At 67.5% G+C, this 1478-nt stretch carries 1 protein-coding gene and 1 pseudogene; both read left to right on the forward strand.

Annotation, left to right across the window (positions count from 1 at the left end; genetic code table 11):
• The first annotated feature begins 21 nt into the window (after positions 1-21).
• Positions 22-1164 carry a membrane protein insertase YidC gene (gene yidC / locus D7231_RS34655; protein WP_120760322.1) on the forward strand — a complete coding sequence of 381 codons (1143 nt, stop codon included), beginning with the start codon at positions 22-24 and terminating at the stop codon, positions 1162-1164.
• A gap of 23 nt (positions 1165-1187) precedes the next feature.
• Positions 1188-1478: pseudogene (locus tag D7231_RS34660) on the forward strand (single-stranded DNA-binding protein); the annotation flags it as partial.

Genomic DNA, 1478 nt, shown 5'->3' on the forward strand with positions numbered 1-1478 from the left:
GGAGCCTGACCCGTGGACACGATCAATTCGATCCTCAGTCCGCTGTACTGGGTAGTCACCCAGATCATCATCCTCTTCCACGAGCTGTACAGCTTCGTCTTCGACGAAGACAGCGGCTGGGCGTGGGGACTGTCGATCGTCTCGCTCGTGGTCGTGATCCGCATCGCGCTGATCCCCCTCTTCGTGCGGCAGATCAAGGCCACGCGGAACCTCCAGGCGCTCCAGCCGCGGATGAAGAAGATCCAGGAGCGGTACAAGAACGACCGGCAGCGTCAGTCCGAAGAGATGATGAAGCTGTACCGGGAGACGGGCACCAACCCGTTGTCCAGCTGCCTGCCGATTCTCGCGCAGTCGCCGTTCTTCATCGCGCTCTTCCAGGTGCTGAACCACATCGCCAACAACGACGAGGTCGGCGCGCTGACCGCCGAGCAGGTGGCCAGCGCCCGCGAGGCCACCGTCTTCGGGGCGCCGATCGCCACCCGCTTCATGGACAGCGCGAGCGAGATCGCGGCGCTGGGGGCCTCGCTGACCCAGGTCCGGGTCGTCACCGTCATCATGATCGTGCTGATGTCGGCCTCGCAGTTCTTCACCCAGCGCCAGCTGATGACGAAGAACGTCGACCTCTCGGTGAAGACGCCGTTCATGAATCAGCAGAAGATGCTGATGTACGTCTTCCCCATCATGTTCGCCGTCTTCGGCATCAACTTCCCCGTCGGCGTCCTGATCTACTGGCTGACCACCAACATCTGGTCCATGGGCCAGCAGATGTTCGTGATCCAGCGCAACCCCACCCCGGGCAGCATCGCCTACCGCAACCGCCAGGAGCGCCTGCGGAAGAAGGGCAAGCTCACCGAGGAGCCGGCCAAGGCCGACCTGAAGAAGCAGGGCGACGCCGCGCGCACCGTCCGCACGCAGCCGAAGCGGCAGACGAAGGCCCAGCGCCAGTCCGGCGGCGCCCAGGCGGGCGGGCAGGGGACGGCCGCGAGCCAGACCGAGGGCGAGGCCGCGGAGGAGGCCGAGGGCGGCGAGGCCGCGCCGGCGGCCAAGAAGCCCGCCGCCCCCCGGCCCCAGCGCCAGCAGCCCCAGCGCCAGCAGGGCAAGAAGCAGCAGCAGAAGAAGGCGCAGCCGGGCAAGCCCAGGTCGTCCGCGAAGACCAAGAAGTAGCAACGCGTGAAGGGATCCCACCCGTGACGGACACCACCTCGACCGCCACCGAGGACACCGACGTCCTCTCCCGCCTGGAGCAGGAGGGCGAGATCGCGGCCGACTACCTTGAGGGGCTGCTGGACATCGCGGACCTCGACGGCGACATCGACATGGACGTCGAGGCCGACCGGGCGGCGGTGTCCATCATCTCCGAGGGGCCGGCCCGCGACCTCCAGAAGCTGGTCGGCCGGGACGGCGAGGTGCTGGAGGCCCTCCAGGAGCTGACCCGGCTCGCGGTGCTGCGCGAGACCGGCGAGCGCAGTCGGCTGATG

Origin of the sequence: Streptomyces klenkii (assembly GCF_003626645.1) — a bacterium.
Taxonomy (GTDB): Bacteria; Actinomycetota; Actinomycetes; order Streptomycetales; family Streptomycetaceae; genus Streptomyces; species Streptomyces klenkii.